At 41.6% G+C, this 22,757-nt stretch carries 22 protein-coding genes, 2 pseudogenes and 1 riboswitch; of the genes and pseudogenes, 3 read left to right on the top strand and 21 right to left on the bottom strand.

Annotation, left to right across the window (positions count from 1 at the left end; translation table 11 throughout):
• Positions 1–23 precede the first annotated feature (23 nt).
• The 10 genes and pseudogenes from QFZ73_RS16430 to QFZ73_RS16385 form a co-directional block, all read right to left on the bottom strand.
• A complete protein-coding gene (locus QFZ73_RS16430) occupies positions 24–1,223 on the bottom strand; it encodes a M20 family metallopeptidase (protein WP_307268242.1) in 1,200 nt (399 codons plus the stop codon).
• Positions 1,224–1,269: 46 nt separating this feature from the next.
• The gene (locus QFZ73_RS16425; protein ID WP_251430311.1) at positions 1,270–2,142 is read right to left on the bottom strand and encodes a MetQ/NlpA family ABC transporter substrate-binding protein; all 873 of its coding nucleotides are present in this window, start codon (positions 2,140–2,142) and stop codon (positions 1,270–1,272) included.
• 21 nt (positions 2,143–2,163) lie between these two features.
• Positions 2,164–2,814 carry a methionine ABC transporter permease gene (locus QFZ73_RS16420; RefSeq protein ID WP_056523294.1) on the bottom strand — a complete coding sequence of 217 codons (651 nt, stop codon included), beginning with the start codon at positions 2,812–2,814 and terminating at the stop codon, positions 2,164–2,166.
• A gap of 13 nt (positions 2,815–2,827) precedes the next feature.
• The gene (locus tag QFZ73_RS16415) at positions 2,828–3,850 is read right to left on the bottom strand and encodes a methionine ABC transporter ATP-binding protein (RefSeq protein WP_307268237.1); all 1,023 of its coding nucleotides are present in this window, start codon (positions 3,848–3,850) and stop codon (positions 2,828–2,830) included.
• A 384-nt stretch (positions 3,851–4,234) separates the two neighbouring features.
• Positions 4,235–4,345: riboswitch (SAM riboswitch) on the bottom strand.
• A gap of 141 nt (positions 4,346–4,486) precedes the next feature.
• Positions 4,487–4,960: a GNAT family N-acetyltransferase gene (locus tag QFZ73_RS16410; RefSeq protein ID WP_251430305.1), complete on the bottom strand. Its 474-nt coding sequence runs from the start codon at positions 4,958–4,960 to the stop codon at positions 4,487–4,489.
• Positions 4,961–5,046: 86 nt separating this feature from the next.
• Positions 5,047–5,415 (bottom strand): nuclear transport factor 2 family protein, encoded by a 369-nt coding sequence (locus tag QFZ73_RS16405; RefSeq protein WP_251430302.1) that lies wholly within the window; start codon positions 5,413–5,415, stop codon positions 5,047–5,049.
• 56 nt (positions 5,416–5,471) lie between these two features.
• Positions 5,472–5,837 (bottom strand): annotated as a pseudogene (locus tag QFZ73_RS16400) (hypothetical protein); the annotation flags it as partial.
• Between the two features lie 57 nt (positions 5,838–5,894).
• The gene (locus QFZ73_RS16395) at positions 5,895–6,200 is read right to left on the bottom strand and encodes a hypothetical protein (protein WP_307268229.1); all 306 of its coding nucleotides are present in this window, start codon (positions 6,198–6,200) and stop codon (positions 5,895–5,897) included.
• A gap of 463 nt (positions 6,201–6,663) precedes the next feature.
• Entirely contained in the window at positions 6,664–7,974 is a 1,311-nt protein-coding gene (locus tag QFZ73_RS16390; RefSeq protein WP_307268226.1) for an amidohydrolase family protein, read from the bottom strand.
• 193 nt (positions 7,975–8,167) lie between these two features.
• Positions 8,168–9,157: a zinc-dependent alcohol dehydrogenase family protein gene (locus QFZ73_RS16385; RefSeq protein ID WP_307268224.1), complete on the bottom strand. Its 990-nt coding sequence runs from the start codon at positions 9,155–9,157 to the stop codon at positions 8,168–8,170.
• 174 nt (positions 9,158–9,331) lie between these two features.
• Here QFZ73_RS16385 and QFZ73_RS16380 point away from each other — a divergent pair, with 174 nt between their 5' ends.
• Entirely contained in the window at positions 9,332–9,670 is a 339-nt protein-coding gene (locus tag QFZ73_RS16380; protein WP_251430290.1) for a YmaF family protein, read from the top strand.
• A gap of 97 nt (positions 9,671–9,767) precedes the next feature.
• On the opposite strand, the gene QFZ73_RS16375 is transcribed toward QFZ73_RS16380, so the two are convergent.
• From QFZ73_RS16375 to QFZ73_RS16325, 11 genes and pseudogenes are all read right to left on the bottom strand, one after another.
• Complete coding sequence (locus tag QFZ73_RS16375) at positions 9,768–10,559, bottom strand: ABC transporter ATP-binding protein (protein ID WP_307268216.1); 792 nt, start codon at positions 10,557–10,559, stop codon at positions 9,768–9,770.
• A gap of 15 nt (positions 10,560–10,574) precedes the next feature.
• Complete coding sequence (locus QFZ73_RS16370) at positions 10,575–11,588, bottom strand: FecCD family ABC transporter permease (RefSeq protein ID WP_307268213.1); 1,014 nt, start codon at positions 11,586–11,588, stop codon at positions 10,575–10,577.
• Positions 11,585–12,589, bottom strand: a complete 1,005-nt coding sequence (locus QFZ73_RS16365; protein ID WP_307268210.1) for a FecCD family ABC transporter permease — start codon at positions 12,587–12,589, stop codon at positions 11,585–11,587. Before QFZ73_RS16365 ends, QFZ73_RS16370 begins: the two co-directional genes overlap by 4 nt.
• 84 nt (positions 12,590–12,673) lie before the next feature.
• Complete coding sequence (locus QFZ73_RS16360) at positions 12,674–13,642, bottom strand: ABC transporter substrate-binding protein (RefSeq protein ID WP_307268208.1); 969 nt, start codon at positions 13,640–13,642, stop codon at positions 12,674–12,676.
• A 316-nt stretch (positions 13,643–13,958) separates the two neighbouring features.
• Positions 13,959–14,336: an MFS transporter gene (locus QFZ73_RS16355; RefSeq protein WP_307268205.1), complete on the bottom strand. Its 378-nt coding sequence runs from the start codon at positions 14,334–14,336 to the stop codon at positions 13,959–13,961.
• A 300-nt stretch (positions 14,337–14,636) separates the two neighbouring features.
• The gene (locus QFZ73_RS16350; RefSeq protein WP_307268202.1) at positions 14,637–15,482 is read right to left on the bottom strand and encodes an HAD family hydrolase; all 846 of its coding nucleotides are present in this window, start codon (positions 15,480–15,482) and stop codon (positions 14,637–14,639) included.
• Positions 15,483–15,601: 119 nt separating this feature from the next.
• Positions 15,602–16,870 (bottom strand): PTS ascorbate transporter subunit IIC, encoded by a 1,269-nt coding sequence (locus tag QFZ73_RS16345; protein ID WP_307268199.1) that lies wholly within the window; start codon positions 16,868–16,870, stop codon positions 15,602–15,604.
• Between the two features lie 31 nt (positions 16,871–16,901).
• Complete coding sequence (locus QFZ73_RS16340) at positions 16,902–17,168, bottom strand: PTS sugar transporter subunit IIB (RefSeq protein WP_048883161.1); 267 nt, start codon at positions 17,166–17,168, stop codon at positions 16,902–16,904.
• A gap of 16 nt (positions 17,169–17,184) precedes the next feature.
• Entirely contained in the window at positions 17,185–17,451 is a 267-nt protein-coding gene (locus QFZ73_RS16335) for a PTS sugar transporter subunit IIB (protein WP_048883162.1), read from the bottom strand.
• Positions 17,448–19,514 (bottom strand): BglG family transcription antiterminator, encoded by a 2,067-nt coding sequence (locus tag QFZ73_RS16330; protein WP_307268158.1) that lies wholly within the window; start codon positions 19,512–19,514, stop codon positions 17,448–17,450. Before QFZ73_RS16330 ends, QFZ73_RS16335 begins: the two co-directional genes overlap by 4 nt.
• Positions 19,515–20,428: 914 nt before the next feature.
• Positions 20,429–20,897 (bottom strand): annotated as a pseudogene (locus QFZ73_RS16325) (isochorismatase family protein); the annotation flags it as partial.
• A gap of 183 nt (positions 20,898–21,080) precedes the next feature.
• Between QFZ73_RS16325 and QFZ73_RS16320 the strand changes: the two are divergent.
• Positions 21,081–22,172 carry a low temperature requirement protein A gene (locus tag QFZ73_RS16320; protein ID WP_307268155.1) on the top strand — a complete coding sequence of 364 codons (1,092 nt, stop codon included), beginning with the start codon at positions 21,081–21,083 and terminating at the stop codon, positions 22,170–22,172.
• 133 nt (positions 22,173–22,305) lie between these two features.
• Positions 22,306–22,749: a MarR family winged helix-turn-helix transcriptional regulator gene (locus tag QFZ73_RS16315; protein WP_251430263.1), complete on the top strand. Its 444-nt coding sequence runs from the start codon at positions 22,306–22,308 to the stop codon at positions 22,747–22,749.
• Positions 22,750–22,757: the final 8 nt, after the last annotated feature.

Raw genomic sequence — 22,757 nt, 5'->3', positions numbered from 1 at the left:
GTGATCCGCAGTCAACAATTTTTTTATTGCTTCGCTTCATGAAAAGCCGTTTTCACTTTATCCAACAGGTCTTTATCCGAAATCAATTTATACCCTGTAAGTGCAAGGGCTTTTGCTCCGGTCAGGATGGCTTTGTCTCCAGCAGGAGATTTGGCACATTCTCGGAATTCATTCGTATGGGCAATCAGCTCATCATGTCCAATTTTTATATAAGGATGTGCTGTCGGCACTACATGGCTTACATTACCTGCATCCGTCGAGCCAAAGCCACTCTCTTTTCGAGGAGCCACCGCTTCCCCTAATTGAGCCAGTTCTTCTTTTAACAGTTCATCCAGGACTGGATTAATGACAAAATCGAGTACTTCATTTTGGAAACGTTCAACTTTAACCGTACTTCCTGTGGCAAGTGCTGCCCCTTCGGCAACAGCACGTATTTTATTGGATACTTCTTGGCAAAGTTTCCATGTTGTTGCTCTAATGTAAAACCTGGCAGAAGCATATTCAGGAATGATGTTAGGAGCTTCCCCGCCATTGGTGATGATTCCGTGAATTTTGACCTCGGCTGGGAGCTGCTGGCGCAAAGCATTAATGCCATTGAACAGCTGAATCACCGCGTCAAGTGCATTCACGCCTTCTTCAGGTGCAGCTGCTGCATGCGCTGACTTCCCGTAGAAATGAAAATCAAGGGGGTCGACAGCCAAAAATGGACTTGTGACACGCGTTTGCCCGGCAGGATGGATAAGGATGGCCGCATCCACCGCATCAAATAGACCGTGCTTCACAAAGCTGCCTTTTGCGCTTCCATTCGGCCCGCCTTCTTCAGCCGGTGTTCCGAAAACGATCACCTCTCCGCCCGTTTCCTCCAGCACTTGAGCCAGGGAAATGCCTGCTGCAACACTCGTTGTGCCGATGATATTATGGCCGCAAGCATGACCTAAACCCGGCAATGCATCATACTCGGCTAAAAAGGCAATGGTGGGCCCTTTCTTTGAAGAGGTTTTTTTGGCGATGAATCCTGTTTCATGCCCTGCTATATTGCGGGTCACTTCAAATCCTTCATTTTGAAGTATTCCGGTTAATGTATCCGAAGCGAAGAACTCTTGATTCCCAATTTCGGGTTTGGCATGAATGGCTTGACTTGTTTCAATATATAATTCGGAATGAAGGTCGATATGATCTTCAATGATCTGCTTATGCTGCTTCAGCACTAATTCTCTCGCCATACTCTGATCTCCCCTTTTTCTTGAATCGATCTATTTGTTCTCACCTTTACTTTTCATTAGCTGGCTTTGTCCATGCATCCTGGTAATTCACTAATTCATCTACGGAAACATATGCAGGAATGGTGTTTCCTTTAAACGTTTTTTCAATGAATGCCTCCACTTTTTTCGATTGATAAAGCTCCACTAATTTTTGCAGCTCAGGACGATCGGCATTTCCCTTTTTAACTGCAATGATATTAATATATGGTTTCGCGGTTTTGCTTTCATGGAATAATGCATCTTTCAAAGTAAGGCCTGCTTCGACGGCAAAGTTATTATTAATGGCTGAAGCATCGGCATCGTCCAATAGACGCGGGGTATTGCCGGCAGCAACAGGTTGGATTTTCAAGTTTTTCGGATTTTCCTTAATGATTTCCAATGATCCCGATCCATTGAATTCCTCTTTCAATGTAATCAATCCAGCTTCTTGAAGAAGGAGTAATGCACGGCCAAAGTTTGTTGCTTCATTCGGAACGGCTATCGTGGCACCATCTGGAAGATCCTTCAGATCTTTGTGTTTTTTCGAATAAAGGCCCATAGGTGCAATGACAGTCGACCCGATGGCCTCTAATTTCAGATTTTGATCTTGAACGAATTCATCGAAGTAAGCGACCGTTTGGAATGAATTGGCATCAATTTCCCCTTCACTTAAGGCAAGGTTCGGTTGGATATAATCATTGAAAGTGACCAGTTCAATATTCAGTCCCTCTTCTTTCGCCAAATCGACAATGTATTCCCATGTTCTCGTATCCCCGCTGCTGACACCGACTTTCACTGTTTTCACATCATCCGAACCGCCTGATGCACCCTCTTCCTTCCCGCATGCTGCAGCCACGATGGCCAATGCCAATACCATGATCGTTAATAAGATTTTCTTCATTTCTCCTACCTCCTGTTATTTTTATCTTCTTCTGATTTTTCTTGAAACGAAATTCCCGGTGGATTGCAATAATTGAACGATGATCACGAGTGCCGCCACTGTGACGACCATCGTCATCGTATCGAACCTTTGATAACCGTAAGCCAAAGCCAGATCTCCGACCCCGCCTGCACCGACGGCACCTGCCATGGCCGTAGATCCAACAAGCCCGATTGTCGCTGTTGTAAATGTAAGGATCAACGAACTAAGTCCCTCGGGAATCAAAAAGCGATAAATGATTTGCCATGTCGTCGCCCCCATCGCCTGTGCTGCCTCGATGATGCCTTTGTCCACTTCCAACAGGGAGTTCTCCACAAGCCGGGCAATATAAGGAGCCGCGTAAAAGATTAGCGGAACAATGGCCGCATTCGTTCCGATCGCACTGCCGACAATCATTCTGGTAAACGGAATAAGTGCTACAAGCAAGATGATGAAAGGAACCGACCGTAATATATTGATGACGGGGTTCAATACATTGAAGATCCATTTATTCTCCAGGATGTGACCCTTTCTTGTAATGACAAGCAGGATGCCGAGCGGAAGCCCAATCAATCCGGAAAATACCAATGAGATGGCTACCATATAAAGTGTGTCACCGAAAGCTGTCGACAGCTGATCTGCCGTTATTTCCATTCCCCAAAGCGTATTACCCATTTATCTGCACCTCCTGGACGAGAATCCCCTCATCTTTAATATATTGATAAGCCTTGTCCACCTCATTTTTGTTCCCGGTCACTTCAATGATCAAATTCCCGAAAGGCGTTTCCTGGATTTCAGAAATATTGGCTGATAAAACACTTAAATGAACATCATATTTCTTCGAGATCGTTGAAAGTAAAGGAGTACCCGAAGTAGTCCCAATAAAATTAATTTTCCAAATAATCGGAATGTGGGACCCTATGCCTTTTAAGAAACTTTGTGGAATCTCATCATGTATGACCGTTCTCACGAAGTTTTTTGCAATATCCGTTTGCGGTTTGGCAAAAACTTCGAAAACCGAACCTTGTTCAACGACGCATCCGCCCTCCATGACCGCTACCTTATTGCAAATTTCCCTGATGACAGACATCTCATGAGTGATTAGCAGAATGGTAATATTGTATTCTTTATTAATTTTCTTTAAGAGCTGCAGAACTGCACTCGTTGTTTGTGGATCCAATGCAGATGTAGCTTCATCACACAATAAGATTGATGGATTGGTAGCCAATGCTCTTGCAATGCCGATCCGCTGCTTTTGACCGCCGGATAATTGTTCCGGATAACTCTTTGCTTTGCTTGATAAGCCAACGAACTCCAACAGCTCGGCTACCCGCTTTTTGATTTCTTTAGCCGGAGTTCCCGATAAAATCAGCGGCATGGCGATATTATCAAAAACGGTCTTTGAATTCAGCAAATTGAAATGCTGAAAGATCATCCCGATTTTTTTCTTTTCTGCCCGTAATTCCTTCGGGTTCAATTTGGTTAAATCCTTGCCCCCAACAATCACCTGTCCATCTGAAGGATGTTCAAGCAAATTGACCAACCTGATCAACGTACTCTTCCCGGCCCCGCTGTAACCGACTACACCGAATATATCCCCCTTTTCCACTGTCAAATTAATGCCCTTCAAAGCCTCAACAGTCTGTTTCTTTGTTTGATAAACCTTTTTAACATTTTGAAACTCAATCATCCAATCTCCCCCCATGCTGTTTATTTGTACGAATTCATTATCCAGAGAGAAGAGCTTTGCAAAGTTTCATAATGATAGGGTTAAATTCTGCGAAATTTACGAGTAACTGCGTGAAACTCACGAGTAACTACGCCAAACTCACGAGTAAATCTGCGAAACTCACGAGTAACTGCTCAAAGCTCACGAGTTTATGATCACAATTACGAGTACTGCTCGAATTTCACGAGCAATTGCGCGAAACTCATGAGTAACTGCACCCATTCTCCAAATAACCATATACATTTTGAATAAACAAAAGAGGCCTCTTCCGTCATCAGACAGAAGAGGCCTCTTTTAGACATAAAAAAGAGTAAACTCTTAAATTAATTATCTAAGGAAAGCTCCTTCTTATCTTTCAAACTTTCGTCCGTTGGAATTAGCACAGTATTTTTACAAAGTAAAAACCCGCTGCCGAGGTATCATAGGGCCAAGTCCCTCCACATCTCTTGATAAGAATTAACGTTATATTTAATTATGTCCTTCACTATATATTCAATTTTCTCTAAAGTCAACCATATATTTCATTGTTCTAAATATTTTCACAGTATAGTGAATTGACACTTTTTTAATTATATTAATATAATTTATACTTCTATTTCATAATGATTTGCTCATTCTCCATACAGGGTATTTTTCATTTTCTTCGCTTATCTTCAACATGCCTGAACTCGTATATAAACGAATCGCCCTTTGATTATCCGGAGAAACCCTTAAATGATATTCGGATACATTGAATTGCCTGAAAAAGTTTTCTGCGTAGCGAACCAATTCCTTGCCAAGGCCTTTACTCCGGAATTCGGGAATAAGATAAAATAGATTCACATAGCCGATTTCAGTTCCTTCATACTCCCGAATTTGAAGTTCCATTTGTCCAATCGGTTCTTGGTCCTTTTCAATGATCACTTGTCCATCCGGAAATTTGCGGACCCTTTCTTTCATTCTTTGCAGATATGTATTTTCATCTCCAAAACCATCTTCAGATCCAAAACTTACAACAAAAGAATCTTTCCTGAATTTAATGATAATATCTTTATCTTTGTCCGTATCAATGGTCCGAAAGATCAGCTTCATCCACCCCTATCATTTTAGTGAAATAGTTTTCAAATAGGTAAAACTCATTTCACTTACGATCTTTTATGATATTTCACTATCAGGGCTTAAAGAGGCCCTTTCGTTTTTGTGCCTTGATGAAAAAACATTTGCCATCTTCCATTCGTACATTTCCAGATTGAACTCCTTAGGGTATGTTCCACTTTATCTTCATCAAAAATCCGGTACGTGGTTAACACGGTATCATCAGACAATTGATGCATATCAAATTGACTTAGTGTCATTTTAACCGCTGCGGCCCCCTCTTGCCCCAAAAAATCGCTTTTAGACCATATGTTACCCGAACTGCCGAACTCGAAGAAATCATCTTTCAATAATGATGAAAGCTCTTTTGGAGATGTACGGACTTCAGATTTTAACAATTTCTCCTCCAGTTGATGCAAATGCTCCTTTAACACTGAAGATTCACTTTCCATTCATCTTGTCCTCCTTTTACCATTAACGGAAACAACCTTTCAGCACCTGTAATACCTCAATTGATGAACTTATGCAATTCATTAATCTCTATGTTAGTATGTCTTTTGAATGATTTTGGAAAACCTAAATTATAGCTATCATCTATTATTTCCTTAAATATTTCCAAATCATTTTTTTCAATAATATATCTAATTCCATAATGAGATTGGGCATATAACTCTTTATGTTTTCTTCTTTGCTTTGCCCAATCTTCCCTGCTCTTCAACAATTCAAAATTAATTACTTCAGATAATGGGTCCGTAGCCTCAACTCCATCCATGGTAACTGCAACGTACTCGGCTAATCCTTCATCAAACCATTTCGGAACGTCTTTAATTTTATTTTCCTTAAGATATTTAGCCAAAAAATAATGTGTATACTCGTGGCGTAAATCTTTTCTAAAGAACCATTCATCTGCTTCTCTATTAAGGGAATCGGGTTATTCCAAGGCTATTAAATTATAATTATTATCAAAAAAAGCTCCGATATTTTCTAATTCACCATACTTTTGTAATTCCTCTAATTGCTCAAATATCACTATATTTAACCCGACATTTGGATCTATCTTCCCAAAAATATTAGATAACTCTTTATTAAGATTCGTTATCTCATTAATGATTAGATTATTCAATTCATTATTTTTCGAATTGAAAATTTTCAACTCATCAAAAGACTGGTGTACTTCACTTTTTAACAGTGCTTCCGTTCTATTTTTTTTTGATAATATATGATAAATACTTACCAAAATAATGGATCTAGGTCAATATTTGGGATAATAGTTTTTTTAAGGATACTTTATTACCCCTTAATATAAACAATTTCACATAGTATATCGGTTTATTGTAAAGGGTCTTTAGTAAACCTTTTTACATTGTTCCCAACCTTATTACTGTATTAAAAGAAGAAATTCTACAAATGAGGAATATGCTAAGAAAGCAGATACCTACTGTGATAAGTGACAAGTTATTTAAAGTAACCCCACTTCTTAATATCAATCTATTCCTTGTATCCCCTCCTTTTATATTTGCGTTTTCTGTTGAATTGGTAAATAACCTAATAATCCTTTGAACCCAAAACCCTTTTATTCCGTCCTACAACCGATTAATTCGTCCTCCACCCCATTCCCGGCCCTTCATTGAATCCATAAAAAAAAGCAGCTGCAAATGGCAGCTCCTTCTTCTGTGCATACGTTTGTTTTCCCATCATGGTTATCGTGATAGGGTACCTTGCAGACGATTCGTTTCGGCGATTACTTTTTCTTCATCGATCGTTAAGCAGCGGCCATCTTTCACGACCATTTTGCCATCAATGTATACATCACATACATCATTTCCGCGTGCTGCATAAAGCAGGTGCGAATAGGCTTCACTCAGCGGCTGCAGATGTTCTTTGTCATATGGGTAAATGGTGATGAAATCTGCTTTTTTACCAGCTTCCAGTGACCCTGTATGGCCCATGCCAATGGCTTCGGCGCCCATTCTAGTGGCCATGGCGAGTGCTGTTTGTGCCGGGAATTTAGTGGCATCCTTATACATTCCTTTTTGCAGTAATGCAGCGGTCCTCATTTCTTCAAACATATCGAAGTTGTTATTGGAGGCGACGCCATCTGTTGCTACTCCCACTTTAATGCCTGCATCAAGAAGGCTGACGACATCGGCAATTCCAGATCCGAGCTTCAGGTTACTGATTGGATTATGGGCAACGCGAACATCGTGCTGTTTTAGTATCGCCCGCTCTTCATCGTTGAGAACCACACCATGTGCCATCACGGTAGGCTGATCGAACAGTCCTAGACGGCGAAGGTGCTCGACAGGACGGGATCCGTAAACTTTTTCGATGTCGAGGATTTCAAAGTCCGTTTCCGATACGTGAATGTGCACCATCAAATCATTCTCTTTTGCAATCCGTGCACTTTCCATAATCGCTTCAGGTGTACAGGCATATGGGCTATGTGGTGCAACCATGGTAGTCATGCGGCCATCGGCAAACGTTTTATAGTTTTTTGAAAATTGCTCAGCCCCCATGAGGTTCGCTTTTTGGTCTTTTTCGGTACCCAAGCTGAAGATCGTGTAGGAAAAGGCTCCGCGCATTCCTGTTTCGCCTATCGTCTCCATGACAGCACCTGCATCTATTCCATTAGGATTAAACATATCCGAAAATGTCGTGGTTCCTGATTTCATCATTTCCATAATGCCAAGCTGAGAGCTTACAGAGGCGATTTCCGTTGTAAACTGGCTTTCAATCGGCCATATTTTCGTTTCAAGCCATGGCTTCAGCAGCATATCGTCCCCGATACCGCGTAAAAGGGTCATTACAATATGCGAATGGGCATTCACAAGACCTGGCATAATCCATTTCCCGCCAAGGTTGACCACTTGATCTGCATCTGCCAATTGTTGTTCATCATGCTGGCCGATGTAAGATATGGTATGATCTTGTACAATCATCATGCCGTTTTCAAAGATTCGATTTTCCTTATCCATAGTAAAAAATGTAGCATTCACATATATTGTTTTCATAAGTATTCCTCCAAAGTCGTATCATGTATCAACATGTTCTATTCCGCATTCTAAACTAGCACCTTACAGGTAATCAAGTAATTCCATATTATCAGGGGCCATTTCCATTTACCTTAGGAACCTATTGGAAGAGCTCCAAGATGAATGCTTCATCCGTTCAATCAGCAAACCACATAGTGGATGCATTGCAAAATCAGTTGTTTAAAAAAAGCTTCCCTCTATTGCTCTCATTGGTTTCGGTTACAATAATGGCTTCTTGCACATCTTGAAGGCTGTAGTAGGAATCCGGCATCATGAACTTCAACCTTTCATCATTAATGAACCCCATCAATAGGTGAAACGTTTCATGCCAAGTTTGAACGGAAGCCTGCTGATTCCAATGCCGAAGATGAAACATGTCAACATTCACTTTTGTCCTTTGTGAAATTTTCGCCCAATTAACAGACTGTCCTGATAAAAGGCCAATCGTTAATAAGGTGCCATTAGGCCGAACGCAATAAGCTAGCTCTGAACCATCGATGCCGCCCACTGAATCTATGGCCGCTTTCGCCCCGCGCCCATTCGTCCATTCCATCACTGTATCACACAATGATGATCGGGACGTATCGATCACATATGACGCACCAAGTTTAAGCAGTTTTTCCGTATACTTATTGTTTCTCGTTACAGCAATCAGCTTAAATCCAAGAATCTTGGATAACTGGGTAAAGATACGGCCAATGGAAGATCCGCAAGCATTTACGAGTAATACATCATCCGGTTTCAATGCTAATACTTCTGTACAGATTAACCATGCGGTTATCGGATTTATATATAATTGCGCTGCTATATAATCCTCGATCGAATCGGGAATGACGATGGCCAGTTCCGCAGATGTTTTAACATATTCCTGCCAGGTCCCTTCACCGCGCAAAGGCAGAACACGCTTGCCTATCAGCTCTTTCGAAACCGATGGACCCACCTCTTCCACAATGCCGACCCCTTCATAACCAGGTATGGAAGGCAAGGGAATTCGGTGGGAATATGCACCGCGAATGGGCAGCAAGTCAGACGGATTAATGGGACGTGTGGTCATCCGAACGAGGACCTCCCCCTCGGAAGGTTTTTGAATACATTTATTTTCAACGTTTAAAACCTTTTGCGGATTCCCAAACTCATAGAATTTAACACATTTGGCTTCCAAGATAATAAGTCTCCTTTATTGTATAAGTCTATCTATTTTATCATTTAACTGTGGATTTATTTTATGATGATTGTGGTTCTCCACGTTTTAATCCCTCAAAATTTGTCATTAAGAATCTTTCCGAGCATATAGTTTATAAAACTTTTGTTTATTCAAGTACAAGGGGTGAAGAGATTGAATAACGTAGGAAAAAATGATTTTGTATCTGGGTTTGTACCACATCATAATCATGGATCTGTTGATTATACTTCCATAGCGGACGACCATGTCCATCAATGTTTGGATGTAACATCCCCCCCAATTCCATCACAAGAGGGAGGACATATTCATTATACTGAAGGATATGTGTTATTTGAGGATGGACATTCCCATTATTATAAGGCATATTCAGGACCACCCATTCCGGTTGGAAATGGAATGCACGTTCATTATTATGATTTTTACACAACGGAAGATGATGGGCATAGACATAGAATTAAAGGGGTCGATCAACCTGCTCCAGGAAATAAATAAGAACAAAAAAGCATCAGGGGGATGGGAAATCCCCCTGATGTTTTCTTGCCTCCGATAGACTCTAGATGCATCTCTACCTTTATTAGAAATAGTTTTTCTAATGATCTTGAGATAAACCAATTGGAATGCAAAGAGGCGTTTGATCAACAGGATTTTCAATAATACAGCATTCCAGCCTGAAGACGTCCTTGATCATCTCTTTTGTAAAGACCGTTTCAGGCGGTCCCTCTTTATAGATCTTTCCCTTAACGATGCTAATCAGATGATCGGCATACTGTGCCGCTTGATTCAAATCATGCAGAACCATGACAATCGTGCGCCCATAAGTTACGTTTAAATCGCGCAGTAATTCCAATATTTCAATTTGGTGTGCTAAGTCTAGATAGGTTGTAGGTTCATCTAACAGTAAAAGATCTGTTTCTTGCACCAAAGCCATCGAAATCCATGCCCTTTGCCTTTGTCCTCCGGATAATGCATCCAATGTCCGATCAGCAAATTCCGTCATTTTTGTTGCTGATAATGCACGGTCGACAATAGCATGATCTTCTGGGGTTTGTCTGGAAAATAAGCCTTTGTGCGGATGCCTGCCATAATAGCATAGTTCTTTAACGGTTATATCTTCAGGAGCTTCCGGAGCTTGGGGTAAGATAGCCAATTTCTTTGCCACTTCCTTGGAAGATTGATGATGAATAGCTTTTCCATCTAAATAGATCGTGCCTTGCTGAGGTATTAATAATCTAGCTAGAGAACGTAGAATGGTAGATTTGCCACAACCATTGGAACCAATGATTATACTGATCTTACCTTCAGGAATTTCTAAATCGATATTATCAATGATTTGAGTTGAGCCATAAGAGAGAGAAAGATGCTCTGCTGATAATGTTGTCATGATCGCCAGCCTTCCTTATGTTATTTTTCGTTCACGACGTAATAGGTATAAAAAATATGGCACTCCAATCACCGCAGTGATAATTCCGGCGGGTATTTCTATTGGAGGGAATAATCCTCTTCCCAGGCTATCGGCAACGAGTAGAAAGATAGAACCAAAAAGAGCAGAAGCAGGAAGTAAAACCTTGAATTTTGACCCTACCACTCTCCGGGCAATATGTGGGGCAATTAAACCAATAAACCCGATGGAACCAACCGCTGCTACACAGACTCCGATTAAAATGACAGAAACACCCAGTAAAATATAACGCAGTAATTTTGATCTTTCACCGAGACCTGTGGCTATTTCGTCTCCAAGGCTCAGTACATCCATTTTAGAAGTTAATGCAATCAATACCGGGACAAGAACAAGACATGGAAGCAAAATGAATACTTGATCCCATCCTCTTCCCCATAGACTGCCTGTCAACCAGAGCAGTGTCGTATTTACATCATCCGGGAACTTGACCATGAAATACTCTATCCCCGCTTGACATATTGCCCCTAAAGCAATTCCCACCAAAGCTATTGTATTTGGTTGAGCTCCTTTTTTATAAACGAATATCATCAAAATTGCCGCCATGACCGCCGCTCCGATAAAAGCTGAAAGGGGCAGTATGATAATGGGCGATTGCGGAAATAAAACAATGACGATAACAGCTGCCAAACCGGCCCCTTTTGTTACCCCAATCACATCTGGGGAAGCCAATGGATTTCTAAGGACTCCTTGCAGAATGGCTCCAGCCGTTGCCAATCCGGCCCCCACTATCACGGCAATTAAAATACGCGGTATGCGATAGTTGTGCAGAATGAATGCTTGACTTTGCATGCCATTTCCAAGGAAATTTTGGATAATTTCTAAAGGTGAGATATAAATGGCCCCTAATCCCAGGCTCACCATTGTTAAAATCAGCATGGTAACCGTCAGCAATAGGAGAATAGAATAAAGGTGCAAAGTTGATTTCAACCCAAATGTCCGTTTTAGTTTCATTGCTTGATATTCCTCCCTCTCTTCGCTAAATAAAGGAAGAATGGCGCACCGATTATAGCTGTTACGATGCCTACCGGCGATTCAAAAGGATAAGCGATAAACCGGGCGAGCATATCTGCGTAAACTAAAAGTAAAGCGCCGAATAATGCAGAAAAAGGGATGATTCTTCGATAATCCCCGCCCACCAGTCTCCTGACGATATGAGGAACGATCAAACCTACAAAGCCCACTGGGCCTGCGACGGCAACCGAAGATCCTGCCAAAATGATCACCAATATTCCTGCTAAAATACGGATTCGGTACACCCGTTGCCCAAGTCCTTGCGCCATATTTTCTCCTAAGACAAGGATAGAAACAGATCGAGAGAACAAGACAGCGACAACTAGCCCAAAAAAAGACCAAGGAAGAATCATGTTAACATGTGCCCATGTTTTCCCATTAATGGACCCGACTAACCAATAGAGCACATCTTTCGCTTGTTCATTAAAGATGATCATGCCTTGCGTTAAAGAAGATAAGAAAAAGTGAACAGCCATTCCAGCCAATGCCAGCTTTACTTGGGTCATTCCCCCTCCCGAAGCAAAAGAATAGACTGCCATCCCTCCCACTGCTGCACCAATGAATGCCACGCAAACTAGAGAAACGGAAGAAAGGTTAGGAAAGAAAACAAAAGCTGACACAATAAAAAATGAGGCACCTGCATTAACACCAAACACTTGTGGGGAAGCTAATGAATTCCGGGTAATGGCCTGCATGAGAGCACCCGCCACCGCTAAATTGGCACCGACCAATGCTCCAACTAAAGCCCGGGGTAAACGTAGGGTCCTTATAATAGTCTGTTCCTTGGACGAGTCGACCTCAAAAAAGGACTTCAAAACCATTGATGCATCTATATCGGCCGCTCCCACAGATATACTCGCCATGACTCCTAAAATTAGCAAAACGATTCCAGCTATAGCGGTACATAACACGTTCATTTTACTTCTAACTACAGTTTCCATTGACTATACAACACACTTCCTAACTAAATTTAAACCTAATGGAAAGCGAAGTAAGAATTAGATCTCTTACTTCGCTTTTGTTCCTTATTCTTCACCAAGCATGTTTAAAGTGTCTTTAGCAATGGCCTCTGCGGATACAACACCACGGTATCTCGTCCATAAATCTCGATCGACACTATACACTTGTCCGTTTTTCACAGCCTTCAGGTCTTTCCAAAGAGGATTGTCTTTCCACTCATCAGTAAGTAACTTTCCCTCATTGTTCGCCAAAAGCAGCACATCCGGATTGATCTCGACAAGCTGCTCCAGATTCATCTCGGCATGTGGCTGTTCCTGCTGAATCGCATTTTTCAATCCCATGCGTTCAAGCAATTCCCCATCATAAGAAGAAGAAGTATGAGCTTGGAATGAAGTATCCCGTACAACTGCAGGTAAAACCGTCATATTTGAATCAACAGTAAGTTTCGCTTTAAGTTCTTTAATCGTTTTTTCATGCTCGCTCAATCTTTTTTCTGCAGCACCTTCCTGATTTACTGCCTTTGCAATCGTTTTAAAAGAATCCAGATTTTCTTGATAGGTAGATTCCCGGCTTTTTAAGACAACAGTAGGAGCAATCTGCTGCAACTCTTTATAAATCCCTTTATGCCGCTCAGCATCTGCAATGATTAAATCCGGCTGTAAAGAACTGATGACCTCTAAATTAGGCTGTTCACGTGTTCCTACAGAAGTATAATCCATTTCTTGACCTACGAGTTTTGTAATCATATCTTTTTTGTTGTCATCTGAAATACCGATAGGTTTTATTCCTAGAGCATTTAAAGAATCAACGAAAGATAACTCAAGCGCAACTATTTTTTTAGGAGTATTTTTAATTTCCGTTTCTCCCATTTCATGCTTAATCGTCCTTATTTCTTGATTACTTGTTTCGGCAGATGTCTTCTCTGCTTCTGTTGTTTTTTGAGAATTATTACATCCTGATAACACCATCATAATCGTAAATAACAGGATGAATGCTCCTCCCCCAAATGTTCTTACTTTTCTAGATTCTCTCATTTTTTGCACCCTTTCCGTCATCTATACCTATTTAACTTCTTATCCAACGAATATATTCATAATTGAAAATGATTATCATTATCCTGTTGTTATGATAAAGTCATAGATTGATACCGTCAATATTAATAAAATTTTGTGAATAAAAATCATTTTGGCCATTAAGGCAACCTACATGGATTTTATTGTTTATTATGAAGTAAGTGAAGTACGGATTCGGCACGGGCTTGAAGTTGAACTTTAAGCAAAGTAAATAAAAAAGAGCAAACCCGTTAAGGTCTGCCCTTTTTATCCTTGCCTTTTAAAAGAATTCTTTCCATCAGCATCTCTTCAAGAGGAAATTCTTCATTAGAAGCTTCTTTTTTTGAGCGTTTTTGGAGGTATTAATAAGAATCGTAGAAGCAATTGATAATGCCCCCATGATCAGGTAACCTGTGGATCTTGAAAACACTTCAATCAAGATGCCGATTAGGACGGGTCCCAAAAACATTCCAGCAGAATATAAACTTTGGAACAAGCCCATTCTCGTAGATTGTTTAACCTCTGGTATATTTTCAACAGCCCAGGAAGTGACGGCCGTAAAGATTAACCCGTAACCGAAACCTTGAAATGCCTGCAATTCAAAAAAACGTTCGGAGTTGATTTCAGAAATCCGCTCCCTTTCCGCCGACTGTCTGCCAAGCCTCCTCGGAAGCAAGCGCCTGTGGGGTCTCGGCTAGCGGGTAATTCGGCGGGAGTGTCGCAAAGTTCTTCAAACCATTGAGGATAATCTAGTCTTGCTTTAATATCATTGTTCGGAATGAGATCAGACACAGTTTTTTCTTAAAAAAACAATCCAGTTGATTGGAACGGAAGGTACGGGACTCCTGCGGGAAAAGCGCGTCCACGGGATACCCCACAGGCGCAAAGAGCGCCCGCGGAAAGCGAGTGCCCTACGTTCCAATCAACGTTCAAATCTTACGAACAAGATTGGATCCTCTTTTCCTTCCAGGTTATTTCAGTGAAACTTTTCCTTCAAAAAGCGATACAGCCCATCTTCTCTATATGAATACTCCGTCACTTCATCTGCTTGTTCTTTGACCAGGTCAGTGGCGTTTTTCATGGCCACGCAATGCCCGGCGAGTTTAAATAGCGGGAGGTCATTTTCGCCATCGCCTACTGCCAGGATATTTTCGGGTGCTAGCTGGAAATGCTTCAGCAGCAGTTGAACGCCTGTTGCTTTTGTGATGCCTTCCACGGTGACTTCTACATTATGATGGGTGGAGGAAGCTGTGGTAAATGCATTGTACTGCTTGATTTTCCCCAACTCCGCTTTCCATTTTCGAATCGTATTCATTTCATTGCTGAAGAAGTAGATTTTGGCTACGCTGCTTATATCCAGTTGTTCTGACCATCTTATTTTGTCATCCACTGCATCCTGTCTTGATAGCCATTCATTTTCATCGACTGTCTCAGGCTTTGGCATCAAACCTTGTTTAACCATATAGTCTTTATCTTTAAGTAATGCCATCCGTGTTCCATCGTTCGGATGAACTTCGTAAAAAATCTCTTCCGCTCCTGCTTTGGCTACCAATTCCTCCACAAGTTCCGTCGACAGGGCGTGTTCGACTATCTGTTTCTTTCCGATGAATACGGACATTCCATTGGCGGTCACCATTCCATCGGCTTCCATGCCGGACGGCAAAACGTCCCTCACTTCTTCCAGCGTTCTTCCTGTTGCAATGAAAATCAGCTTACCGCTTTCCCTAAGTTCACCTATGTATTGTTCCAGCGTCTCATTCACAGTATTTCTTTCGTTCAATGTCGTGCCATCCAAATCGAGCACAATTGCCTTGTTGGTCATGCAAATCACCTCAAAAATCCGAATGATGATGAAAATGCCAACAGCCCATTATCTATAAGATCTTAGGCTGTTGGTTTCATTCACTTATTTTTTTTCATGTACCTTATCAGTATAACAGTTTAGGATAATCCTAAAAGTTTCATGACGCTTAGGATGAAGAGACCTACCACACCGAAGTCCGAATCACCAAATGTGGTACCTTCAAACCCTACATCCCCCAAGAAGACCAGGAGTATCGCCGGCAGGAAACTAATGATGAGTCCGTTGGCAAAGGATCCAAGCATCGCTCCGCGTCTGCCTCCTGTGGCATTTCCAAATACACCTGCTGCAGCTCCGGTGAAGAAATGCGGTACGAGCCCCGGAACGATTACTTTCAATCCAAGTACCGGAAGGAGGAACATGGATAATAGTCCAGCCAAGAAACTGAATAGGAACCCGATGATCACTGCATTTGGAGCGAATGGAAAGATGGTCGGACAGTCCAATGCAGGTTTTGTATTCGGCGCCACCTTATCGGCAATCCCTTTGAATGCAGGGACAATTTCAGCAATTAACATCCGTACCCCTGCAAGGATGATGTAGACTCCTGCAGCAAATGTTATCGCCTGGATGAAAGAGAAGACGATGAAGTTCGAACCGCCGGATAATTTCGTTTCAATATAGTTCTGTCCCGCAAACAATGCGACGATCACAAAGAACATCGTCATCGTAAGCGATACAGCGACTGATGTGTCCCTCAGGAATCCTAAAGATTTAGGAACCTTGATTTGCTCTGTTGTTTTTTCCTTATTTCCAAACCATTTTCCAACAGTCGCGGATACAAAATATCCGATTGTCCCGAAATGGCCGATGGCAAAATCATCGCTTCCGGTAATCTTCCGTACGTATGGCTGAAGGAGGGCTGGGAACATCACCATGCATACTCCTAATAGAATGGAACCGACCAAGATAAGCGGAAATCCGTTGAGCCCGCCGACCGATAGGGTGACTGCAAGTAAACAAGCCATGAATAAGGTATGGTGTCCCGTTAAGAATATATATTTAAATGGCGTGAAACGGGCTAGCAAAACATTGACAACCATACCAAAAACCATGATAAGTGCAGTCGAAGTCCCAAAATCACTTTGGGCGGCTGCGACAATGGCTTCGTTATTAGGTATGACGCCTTGTACATTGAATGCATGATCGAACATTTTACTGAATATATCAAGGGCGCCAATGAGCACTGCGGCTCCCGCTCCAATGATAATGAAGCCCATGACGGTTTTTAGCGTTCCAGATACAACATCCGCACTGGATTTCCGCTGTAACAGCAGTCCAATGAGGGCAAACAGCCCCACAAGTATGGAAGGTGTACCCAAGATGTCATTCATGATAAGTTCCAGCATTGCCTCTCCCCCTCTTCTTTATGTTTTCTTCTTATAGATGCGAAGCTAATTTCGATGTGATTTCAGGAATGCTCATCATGTTCTCCAGCGTGACGATCGTCCGGGTTCCATCATCCAGCTGACCGACAATATCCGCCGCTCCCAGGAAAATATCTGCCTGAACCGTTTTTGCGGATGCAAGATCCGTATGATCCACCTCGGCCGTCTTCCCCATTTCCGTCAACGCTTTTTTCACATTCATCTCCATGATGAAGCTGCTTCCCAATCCGTTTCCGCATACTACCATGATTTTCTTCATATCAATCTCTCCTTTTTTATCCTACATGCATTTCCAATTTAGATTTGATTTCAGGGATGCTCATCATGTTCTCCAGTGTGACGATCGTCCGGGTTCCATCATCCAGCTGACCGACAATATCCGCCGCTCCCAGGAAAATATCCGCCTGAACCGTTTTTGCGGATGCAAGATCCGTATGATCCACCTCAGCCGTCTTCCCCATTTCCGTCAATGCTTTCTTCACATTCATCTCCATGATGAAACTGCTTCCCAATCCGTTCCCGCATACTACCATGATTTTCATTCCGCTTCCTCCTTCGAATATTTATGAACGTACTCCATAAGGACCGATTTATCTGAAGTGCGTAAGATTTCTTCTATATTGGCTGGTTCATTCAATAATTGAGTGAGCTGGATCAATGCCCGCAGATGCGAATCATTATCTACGGCCGCCAAAATGATGATCAGGCGAACCGGTTTATCCGGCGCAAAGTCAACGGCTTCATCCAATTTCAGCAAACTCATGGATAAAGACCTGACCCCCTGCTCCGGACGTGCATGGGGAATCGCCACTCCAGGCGTTATCACTACATATGGTCCATTCGTTTCTATCGCCTCGACCATTGCATCCACATATCGTTCCTCGACGGTTCCTAAGTCCACGAGAGGCTTGGCCGCTACTCGAATGGCTTCTTTCCAATCGGAAACATGCTGCCGTAATTGAATCGTTTGCATATTGAGCAGTTCTTCTAACACAGGCTTCTCTGCCTCCTTTAAAGAAAATTGGGTTATTTTTGGTGTATGGGTATACACATTCGACTTCAAAGCCTTTTCAAGCTGATCCTTTTCATGGATGGTTGCATACTTGGAAATGATTTTTAATAAAGCTGCAACATCCACACTTTCCGTCGTATATCCATACAACTCCTGCATGACCTGCTGGCGCAATGTATGTTTGTCCTGCATTTCCAAAATGGGCGGTACAACAAATAATGCCGCTTTTGTTCTCATATGCACCGTTGAAAAAACAAGATCGTACGACAGTGGGTATTCAGCCGCGTTCCTTACTGACAGAACATCCAGGAACAAAATATCCGGAAATAATTCCCTCAATGTATAAATGAGGATATTGCTGATGCCAATACCATTCGGGCATACGACAATCGCCCGTTTTCGATCATCCAATGTGGTCCCTTGCCTGCGCAGCCAGCCGCCAAAATAGATCGTGAAGTATGCCACTTCCTCTTCTGATACTGGACAGCCAATCTCTTTCTCCAACACCCACAGGGATTTTTTTGTCAAATGGTGCAGTTCAGGATAGACCTTCTGCACCCGTCCCGTCATCGGGTTCATTTGCGGGAGACCATACCGCAGACGATGATATGCCGGTTTAAAATGAACGTATAATTGTTGGCATAGCTGTTCTTTGTCTTTCAGGTGAACAAATGCCAGCCTCTCGAACTCTTCCACGATTTCCTGTAAAAGATGTTGAATGACTTCATCATCCTTAAGAGGGGAAATGTCCTTCGTTCGATTCATGCTCAGTAAATGTAAGGTTGCGTATAAGTTTTCCGTTTCGCTCCATACTGATTGAAAGGCATTCGTTCTGGTCATTTCCTCAACCATTTTGTATTCTTCCGTCGCAACAAACGGAGCCCAGCTCTGGTCGGCCTGTAACTCTTCCCCTTTTCCTATGAGCTGATCTGTACATAGAAATAAATAGCTCAGTTCATGAAGCCGTTCATCCGTAAAGGTGATGCCTAATTTACGTTCGATCCTTTCAAGCTGTAACCGGATCGAGCTGATTTGCTTTTCATGATTTCCCCATATGCACTCCATGATCAATTCACTATTGGGACTGTTCAGTACATCATGCAGGAGACGTTCAATGATATATCTCTTTACTCGGCTTTCCCCAATCACCACGTAGCCATCTTGTTTGGAATACTTGACCTTGAGCGATATGTCCCTGTTTTTCTCTTTAAGCCTTTTTAAATCCTTCAACACCGTATTTCGTGAAAGCCCGGTGATCGTCTGGAAATGATAGACGGACAAATCTTCTGGGCTTAATAGGATCATGAGGTAAAAAACTTTTTCCCTATCTGTCTCTGAAAATATATAATTGCGTTTTGTCAGTTTTACATTCAATTCTTCATCCCTGATTGTTTCAGAAAAGGAGTAGCCCATTTCACGATTATATTGAATCGGTTGATATCCATGAAATTGGAGCCAGTCATTCGCTTTGCTCAGACCATATTGGATTTGCCTTCTCGTCAGACCTGTTTGGGCTTCAAGTTCTTTCATTTTTGAAATGGGCGAATGCTGTAATAGTTTTAGTAAATTGGCGCTTCTTTCATCTAAAAACATTCTCAATCCCTCTCCCTGCTTCTACGATATCTCACTTCTTATTAAAAATGTAGCGTTTCTAAGTCCGAATGTTGTCATAGGTACTGCACAATAATATACTCTTTAAACATTTGTGCACAATACCGCATCTTTTCTTAAGACATTATTTGTTTCGTAAGCGATTTACAATACAAAGAAAATATTTAGAGGAGGCTATTATGTACAATTTGAGGCATATTGGAATGCTTGATATAGAAGTCTGGGGGCAGGGTGAAGCTGAGGGTTTGGAATGATGAGCCGTTTTAAAGGGGTTAAACTTTGGCGATAGAATTCGGAATACGCATTCTTCACCAAATCAAAATGAAAGGGAAAACACCGTTCATATTTTACAAACCCTCAAAAAGTTCTAGATTTCAGAAATCCGCTCCCGGACCGCCGACTGTCTGCCAAGCCTCCTCGACGCAAGCGTCTGTGGGGTCTCGGCTAGCCAGTTATTCGGCAGGAGTGTCGCAAATTTCTTCAATCCAATAAGGTTTCATCCCATAGAAAACAATAAAAAAATCATGGAGTATAACCAAGTTTTGTTTTAAAAAATTTGTAAAAATCACCTCGGTAAAAGGATTCGGGATGATCATTCCCATTAGTTCGACAAACACGAAGAATGCGAGTTCGCCTGCAATTTTTAATATTAAATAAGTTGCAATTGATTGGAACGGGTGTGCGAGAGTCCTGCGGGTAAAGCGCGTCCAGGGAGACCCCGCAGGCGCAGAGAGCGCCGAGAAGGCTCCCGGACCGCCCGCGGAAAGCGAGTGCCTGAAGAGGACAAATTCTATTAATCATAAAAAAAACTGTAGGCAGACTCGATTTTCATCAAGTTTGCCTACAGTCTGAGAGGGAACAAATGTCCCCTCCTTCATTCAATCAGTGCGTTATCTTTATATCTTGCTGAAGTCGCGCTGAGCTCCCCTATAGCTTCCGATTATGTTTTGATAACCGGGAAGCTGGCTGGAAAGTAAAGCACCAAAACCTTCGACATCGTTGCGCCAATCACGTTGTAATTCGCACGCTACGCTAAACCAGTTCATAAGCTGCACACCACCATGGGCCATACGCGATAATGCAGCATCAGCTACCTGTTTGCTGACTGTTCCAGAAGCATCAGTGACAGCGAATACTTCATAACCTGCGTTCAAAGCGGAAAGTGCCGGGAAAGCAACGCAGACATCTGTAACTACACCCGCGATGATAAGTTGTTTTTTACCAGTTTCTTCGATTGCTTTAACAAACTCTTCATTATCCCATGCGTTAATTTGTCCGGGCCGGGCTATTTTTGGTGCATGAGGAAAAAGTTCTACCGATTTCTACCAATTCCTGCATGAGCGGTCCGTTTGGTCCGTTTTCAAAGCAAAAAAGTGATGTTATTCCTAATCAATAAATATGGAAAAACGTGATAGCTGGGTAAAAAGAACTTCCTATTATTGATCATGAATTCTAAATTGCACGTGCCAAAGTTTATTGGACCCCCTTCCATTTCCTGAATATTTACAAGATACTATAAACTATAAGTCGATTGGGAGGCGTGCAGAAATGGATGAAAAGAAAGTTACATGGTTAGAGCTCTTTTATGATTTGTTATTTGTGGCGGCCGTTGCAGGTGCAACTCATGTTTTACTGCATGTTGAAGATGGATATATCCATCCAGAGTATTTATTAAAGTTCGTGTTGATTTTTATTCCTATCTGGTGGGCTTGGGTAGGGCAAACCATATTTATTAACCGGTTTGGAAAGGATGTATTTCATCAACGGATATTCTTGATACTGCAAATGCTTTTTGTCCTAATTATGACATCAAGCTTATCAGCTGATTTTGATCCTTATTATCTTTCTTTTTTAATTGGTTATATTGGCTTAAGAGCCGTGACTGCTATCCAATATCTTGTTGTACAGCGGATAGAAGAGGGATTTCGAAAAAAAGCAGCACTCTTTTTGGGAAGGTATTTTTGGATTGGAATCGTCATTTCATTATTCTCCGTCCTTTTTGATTCTTGGCTTCGATATGCTGTGTTGTATTTGGGCATCCTGATCGATATCATTATCCCAATTATTGGAAGAAAGTGCTTGGAAAATGTTCCTACAAATACGGCCCACTTGTTAGAGCGCTTTGGTCTATTTACCATCATTCTCTTTGGGGAAGCTCTTATCAGCACCCTTGCGGTCATTCAACCTAAACAAGGAAATTGGGATTCGATAGCCTTTTCCATCATTTCATTTGCCTTGATAATAGCTATGTGGTGGCAATATTTCGATAACATGGAGAAGAAAGTCGACAAGTCTGTACAATCTTCCGGTCAAATTATCATTTATGGTCACCTGTTTATTTTAATGTCTATAAGCATGATTGCAGCAGCCATCAGATTATTGTTTTTACATGAGGTCCATTATTCATTTATCCTCTATTTCGTTTTTGGTTCCGTATTGCTCTATTTCATTTCAACCACTTTTGTTTTCCACCAATATAGACACAAGCACCAGCGGTTGCAAATATATCATTTAGGGTTATTCTTAGGGATTTTAGCAGCCTTTTTTATTTTTAATTTGTTTGTCGTGGTACCGAATATTGTGATAATAGGCGAATTAACACTGTTTTTTATCATCTTTGCTAAACTGACGACCACATAATAAAGGAATCAAAGAAACCAGTATCAAATGATAATACTGGTTTCTTTGTATCGAAGATGGAAGTTTTTGCATTTGACACCAAATTGGTTTATTCATAAACTGATTGTGACAAAGAAAGAATGAGGTGACATTCATGAAAGAAAACACAACGAATCCCTCCACATCTAATAATGAGGAACGACTAGGTTTAATGTTATGGTTCCGAATAACACGAATATATAACCAGAGCATTCGGGAATCCAATCAACATTTAAAGAAATGGAATCTATCGGCAGCCCAATTCGATATCTTGGTTCAAGTGGGTTCCCATGAACGATTGTCTCAGCAAGAACTGGCAAACAAGCTTTTTGTGACAAAAGGCAATATCACTCAACTATTAAGGAAAATGGAAGAGTTGGGATTGATTAAACGGGAACAGGAATGGAAAACAAAATACCTTTCATTGACTGAGGAAGGAAAAGAGTTTTTTCATGAAGTTGTTCCAAAACAAGAGCATTTTCAGGCATCACAGTTTGCCAACTTGAATGAGGCGGAAAAACAACAGCTTTTAGATCTACTTAGTAAAGTTCAAAATTAAAAACAGAT

The organism is Peribacillus sp. V2I11, from assembly GCF_030817135.1.
In the GTDB taxonomy this organism is placed as follows: domain Bacteria; phylum Bacillota; class Bacilli; order Bacillales; family DSM-1321; genus Peribacillus; species Peribacillus simplex.
This window is presented reverse-complemented; position numbering and strand designations above follow the sequence as displayed.